The sequence below is a fragment of the Candidatus Magnetaquicoccus inordinatus genome (genome assembly GCF_004217665.1).
Taxonomy (GTDB): domain Bacteria; phylum Pseudomonadota; class Magnetococcia; order Magnetococcales; family Magnetaquicoccaceae; genus Magnetaquicoccus; species Magnetaquicoccus inordinatus.
This window is the reverse complement of record NZ_RXIU01000233.1, coordinates 1-5,568: the sequence shown is the minus strand read 5'-3', so window position 1 is coordinate 5,568 and position 5,568 is coordinate 1. Positions and strand designations below refer to the sequence as shown.

Here is a 5,568-nt window from a genome sequence, read left to right as displayed (position 1 = left end):
GGATTCCATCCCTGGACCCGGCCAGGGAGGTGCCCTCCCTGGACCCGCAGTTGTTTTGGGTGGTGAATAGTTACAAAAAGGCGTGGATAACGGCAACGCATCCACGCCTGCATTGTCCAACCACACCCCTCTATTATTCAGTGCGTTTGGCCAACAGATAGCCATCCAGATAGAGATAATCCAAAGGCATGCGTACAAAGGATTCGAGAGCATCGCCAGGGGTCTCGACAATCGGTTCGTTGCGCCCATTAAAAGAGGTATTCAGCAACACCTCCACTCCAGAATAGCGGGCAAACTGTTTGAGCAATCCATACACGGGTCCACTCTCGGGCACTACACTCTGCACCCGTGCAGTGCCATCCACATGGGTCACGGCGGGCAGACAAAGATTTTTGACGCGGGCGTTAAACAACATATAATAGGAGTCCTCTGGTATCCCGCTAAAATGGTGGTGCAGGCTCTCTTTGCTCACCATGGGGGCGAGGGGGCGCCACTGTTCGCGATTTTTAATCTGGTTGACTTGTGCGGCCAGCGCACAATCCCGTGGATTGGCCAAAATGGAACGGTGCCCCAAGGCACGCGGTCCGATCTCCCCTCTGCCATGATAAAAAGCGCAGCATTTGTTGCGGTGCAGTTGCAGAGCCAACCATTGCAAGGGATCCACCTCACCCACCACCCGCAAGCGCTCACTATAACGGGGAAAATCTCTTTTCATGCAGGCTTCGACATCATACTGTCGACCAAGATAGGCGCTCTGCGGAGCCAAATTGCCCGCAAAGGAGCCAGGTTTAGCATCATTGACAAAAATCAAAGCCGCTCCCAACGCAATCCCCTCATCATTGACAGCCGGGGAGAGATCCACATTGCCATAGCGACTATACAAAAAACTGTTGACCGGACAGTTCAAAAAGGCACCTCCAGAAAGAGAGATGCCATCAAAAGAGTATTTGACGCGCCTGGCAAAGGTCACCGCAGCATCCAGCAGATCGATTATATTTTTGGCAAACATATCCTGAATGCTGGCCGCAATATTGGCCTGCAACTCCGGGGGATGGCTCAGACGATCCCATGCCAGCAAACGGTTGAACAGTTGCTCGTGGGTGATTCCGCTCTCCTGACAAATTTTATCGATAAAATATCTTTTGAAGGCGCGTGTATAATTCCTGACATCCGGGATCAAACCACGATTGCGCAACTGACTGATAGTGCCCACATAGCGCTCATCGGAATAGATCGGCAGACCATATGCCGACAACCCCATCAATTTTCCAGGACCAGATTGATCATTAAAACCCAACAAGCTCCCCAAATGCCAATAGATGGCACTGGTCGGAGAGGCATGGGCAATCTGCGGATAAAGACCGCCATCACGAGCAAAATAGATACCTCCCCCCAAAAAACTTTCGCCCAGCAAGCCATCGGCCGTCACCAACAACGGCCTGTGAAAGCGACTAAATGAGAGGGCATATTGCGCGTGCGCTGCATGATGCGATACAAAAAAAGCGGCTCGTGGCGAGACGCCCGCTATGGAAAACTGTATGCGACTGAGCATGGCGGCGCGTAAATTTTTTGCCAATACCGCCTCGTTGCGGATATGATCCCTGGAATGGGCAAAATTATCCTGATGAATATAGGTTTGCATACCCTCAAAATAGACAACTCGTGCCGGTGTCTCCCCCTCTTGGGAGAGCATAGGCACCGGCACCACTCCGGCAAGAGCTCCCGCCAGATAGTCCTGATAATCAATAATCCCACTGCAACCATGTTCGATGCGTAGATCACCGCACCAATCATAAAATACCACTCTCTCCGCAACCTCACCCATACAGATGGCGCAGACATCCACATCAGAAAGCGCAAGATGATTGGCTGCAAGAAACGCAAGAATCTCTGCCGAACTGAGAAAACTGGCCCGCTTTTGCCGACGAATCCGTTCCAATTCGACAAAATCCAGCAGTTGTCCATCCACAAACAAAGCCATGCTGGCATCATGAAAGAGATGCAACCCTAAAATGACCATCACCACTCACCCTGCCCTAGTATCCATTCCTGGCCTTGATCCTGCTCTCCCTGTATGATGCCTATTCAAGGCAAAAACCGCAACTGTATACACTTTACACCTGTGAATTGCCTGAATATTCAGTGCCACAAGCAACAGACTTGGAAACAGTACAATGAAAAAATCACCTCTGCGCATGGGATGGCTTGTGCTTCTGTTGACCAGCACTTTGAGCGGGGCTGAAGAGCCCTTGCCATCTGTGGGAAGCACAGTCGATGAACTGCTCGCCATCGCCCGGCAAATGAACCCTGATCTGGCGGCGGCAGCGCTCGATGCCGAAGCTGCGGCTGCCAGAACCAGCGCTTCTGATGCCCTGCCGGAACCAAAATTGCTGCTTACCCTTGATGAAATCAGCAAAAACAGCTCTGGCTGGCCTGGTCGCGTCGCCACCACCAAATATACCTTGCAACAAGAGATCCCGTTTTGGGGCAAGCGTGACCTGCGCAAGGCGGTAGCGATGGCCGAAGAGGAGGAGTTGCGACAACAACATCAAGAGCGCCTGCTCGAACTGGAAATGAAGGTGAAGGTCGCCTATGCCGACTATCACCGCGTCCATTTGGCACAGGAACAGACCGAAGAGTTGCTGCGTATTGTGCGGGTAGTGGTGGATTATGCTCGCTTTCGTTATCAACATGGGCAGGCCATGATGCAGGAGGCCACCATGGCCGAGGCAGAACGAGGCAATATGAGCATGGAGCAGGTTCGTTTACAAAAAGAGCGGCAGCGTATTCGTGCCCGTTTGAACGCCCTGCTCAACCGACCGGCTCATGCTCCTTTAGTGGAACATCCGACTTTACGACCTCTTCCTGTACCTGAATCACTTGTTTTTGAACAACTTTTACCACGCGCTCGCAGCACAAATCCGGCTGTGCACATGAGTCAGGCGCGTGTACAGGCGGCGGAAGAGGGTCTGCGTTTGGCAGAGAAGAGTGGTTGGCCGGATCTGGAGCTGGGTTTTGGTCTGGTGGAACGCCGGGATGAGGGAAGTCAGGATGGTTATGAAGCGATGGTACGCATCAATCTGCCTTGGCAGGGAGAGTGGCGTCGGGCAGTGGAGCAGGAGGCAAACAGCAAACGCTTGGCGGCACAGCAGCGTTTGCAAGGGGAGGAGTTGCGGGTGGAGAGTGCCTTGCGTGAGGCGTTATCAGCTTTAGAGGAGGCACGACAAATTACGCAAATCACCCGTGACACTCTGTTGCCGCAAGCCCGCATCACCTTGCAGGCGGCGCTCAAAGGTTATGAGACCGGCAACAGCGAGGCATTAATGGTTTTGGATGCGGTGCAGCGGTTGAAAAAATTTCAGATTGAGCTGTTGAAGGGAGAGTTTGAGCAGCAGGTGCGCTTGGCGGAGATTGAGCGGTTGGTGGGAGGTGCATTGTGAAGAGCAGAGGATGGCGCTTGTTGTGGGCGATTGGGATAGTTGGACTGTTGACAAACCCGTCAGGGGCTGTGGAACAGAGCGGTGGCAGCGCTCAGGGAGAGAATAAAAAAATTCTTTATTATCGCAATCCGATGGGCTTGCCGGATACCTCACCGGTACCCAAAAAGGATTCGATGGGGATGGATTATATACCGGTCTATGCGGATGAGGGAGGGGCTGCGTCGGGCAGTTCGGTACGCATTGACATAGACAAGGTGCAAAAATTGGGGGTAAAGAGCGAGCTGGTCACGATACGTCCGTTAGCGCGTTCGGTACGTGCTTTGGGCACGGTGCAGGTAGATGAGCGACGGCTGCATATTGTCTCTTTACGGTATGAAGGGTGGATTGAGGAGTTGTATGCGGATGCCAGCGGGCAGACAGTGCGGCGCGGGGAGCCGTTATTGGCCTTGTATAGTCCGGCGTTACAGGTAGCGCAAGAGGAGTATTTAGCGGCCTTGCGGGCGGAGAAAAGTTTGCAGGGAGCCGATGAGGAGACGCGGCGCACGGCGCAGCAGTTGGCGGAAGGGGCCCTGGCGCGTTTACGCAACTGGCAGATCAGTGAGGGACCGTTACAGCGGTTACGCAGCGAGGGCAAGGCGGAGAAGCGGATGGTGATTCAATCACCGGCTTCTGGGGTTATTTTGGAAAAGGGTGCGTTGCGAGGCATGCGGGTGATGCCTGGGGAGGTATTGTATCGGATTGCGGATTTATCGACTGTATGGGTGATCGCGGAGATATTTGAGCAGGATTTGCCTTGGGTAGAGGTAGGGCAGTCGGCTGAGGTAACCATTAACAGTTTGCCTGGGCGGAGTTTTACAGGCAAGGTCTCCTTTATTTATCCTCTGCTCACGCCGGAGACGCGCACGGTAAAGGTACGGATTGAGTTAGCCAATGAGGGTGGGGCATTACGACCATCATTATATGCGACGGTGCAATTGAGCAATCCGAACATGACCAAGCAAGGGGTGATGGTTGCTGATTCGGCGATTTTGGATAGTGGTTCGCGTCAGGTTGTATTGGTAGAGCGTGGTGAGGGGCTATATGAGCCGCGTGTGATTCGGACTGGCAATCGCGGCAATGGTTATACGGAGGTTTTGGAAGGGGTAAAAGAGGGCGAGAGGGTTGTGATACGGGCAAATTTTCTGATTGATGCGGAGGCAAATTTACGGGCTGCGATGGGACATTTTGCGCATGAATAGGAAAATTGGTTATGTTCTGCCTTTTTATCCGAAACAGAACAACCATTAGGGAGGTCCAGGAGGAGATTATCTCCTCCTGGCAGGTCAGGACAGATTCCTGCGTCTGTGCCCCGCAGGGGCACGCTTTGGGAGGGCGGACGCCCGACTCACCCTTTGCGGTTTAGAGGCCACTTTGCGGGAACGCGCCAAGTTTTCGTTTATAATATCCGACCACATAGCCATAACCTCTGCCGGCGAGGATAGGCAAAGAGAGGGTCATCAACGTTCCATGGGAGGGTATTAAACAAGATGTTACTGCTCTCACAGAACAGATTGTTATTTAAACGATATTAGATACATAACGGTGCGCAAACCATTCAATAAACGTAACCCATCTTCGCAATCAGTTCAACGAGCTCATAGCACTCAAGACAATCAAAAAGTTTAAGATGAGCAAAACGGGCAATTTTATAAATCGAGAGTATTCCAGCAAGCAAAGGGAGTGAGGCTTTCGATTTCTGCAGTGTTGGCGATCACCTGGGCCAGATGGTTAAGAAAGGCGCTGTGTGGATGGTTTTGTTGCGCGGCCTGCTGACAGTTGATTGAGAGATCCCAACCGGGAGAGCGCACCTTGTTGGTGAGGAGAGTTTTTGTCAGAAGCAAGGCTTCCGCCCACTCCTCTGGTAGATGCGCCAGACGATAAAAACAGAGCTCCAACTGAAGCGCTTCCGGCAGATTCGGCTGTACCAATGCCTTGCGCAAAAATGCGCTGCCCTCTGCCAACTCTCCTCGGCCAAGCAAAAAACCGGCGTAGTTGCCCAAACTATTGGCATCATTCGCATCGGCGGATAACGCTCGCTCATACAACTCCTCCGCTCGATCATAATCTTGGCGGATGTTCTGCAAAAAAT

At 52.6% G+C, this 5,568-nt stretch carries 4 protein-coding genes; 2 read left to right on the top strand and 2 right to left on the bottom strand.

Features of this window, described 5'->3' with window-relative positions:
- Positions 1-133 precede the first annotated feature (133 nt).
- A complete protein-coding gene (locus EJP87_RS13620) occupies positions 134-2,020 on the bottom strand; it encodes a carbamoyltransferase C-terminal domain-containing protein (RefSeq protein ID WP_227657646.1) in 1,887 nt (628 codons plus the stop codon).
- A 154-nt stretch (positions 2,021-2,174) separates the two neighbouring features.
- On the opposite strand from EJP87_RS13620, the gene EJP87_RS13615 reads away from it, so the two are divergent.
- Together EJP87_RS13615 and EJP87_RS13610 are read left to right on the top strand one after the other, a co-directional pair.
- The gene (locus tag EJP87_RS13615) at positions 2,175-3,440 is read left to right on the top strand and encodes a TolC family protein (RefSeq protein ID WP_130472415.1); all 1,266 of its coding nucleotides are present in this window, start codon (positions 2,175-2,177) and stop codon (positions 3,438-3,440) included.
- Positions 3,437-4,678 (top strand): efflux RND transporter periplasmic adaptor subunit, encoded by a 1,242-nt coding sequence (locus EJP87_RS13610; RefSeq protein ID WP_130472414.1) that lies wholly within the window; start codon positions 3,437-3,439, stop codon positions 4,676-4,678. The genes EJP87_RS13615 and EJP87_RS13610 overlap by 4 nt, the downstream gene beginning before the upstream one ends.
- Positions 4,679-5,125: 447 nt before the next feature.
- Here EJP87_RS13610 and EJP87_RS13605 read toward each other — a convergent pair.
- Positions 5,126-5,568, bottom strand: a 443-nt coding sequence (locus tag EJP87_RS13605; RefSeq protein ID WP_130472413.1) for a tetratricopeptide repeat protein, incomplete at its 5' end; no start/stop codon positions are given.

What these genes read in the sequence shown, in the direction of transcription:
- EJP87_RS13620 (WP_227657646.1), bottom strand. Translation starts at nt 2,020, where the DNA reads ATGGTCATTTTAGGGTTGCATCTCTTTCATGATGCCAGCATGGCTTTG.
- EJP87_RS13615 (WP_130472415.1), top strand. Translation starts at nt 2,175, where the DNA reads ATGAAAAAATCACCTCTGCGCATGGGATGGCTTGTGCTTCTGTTGACC.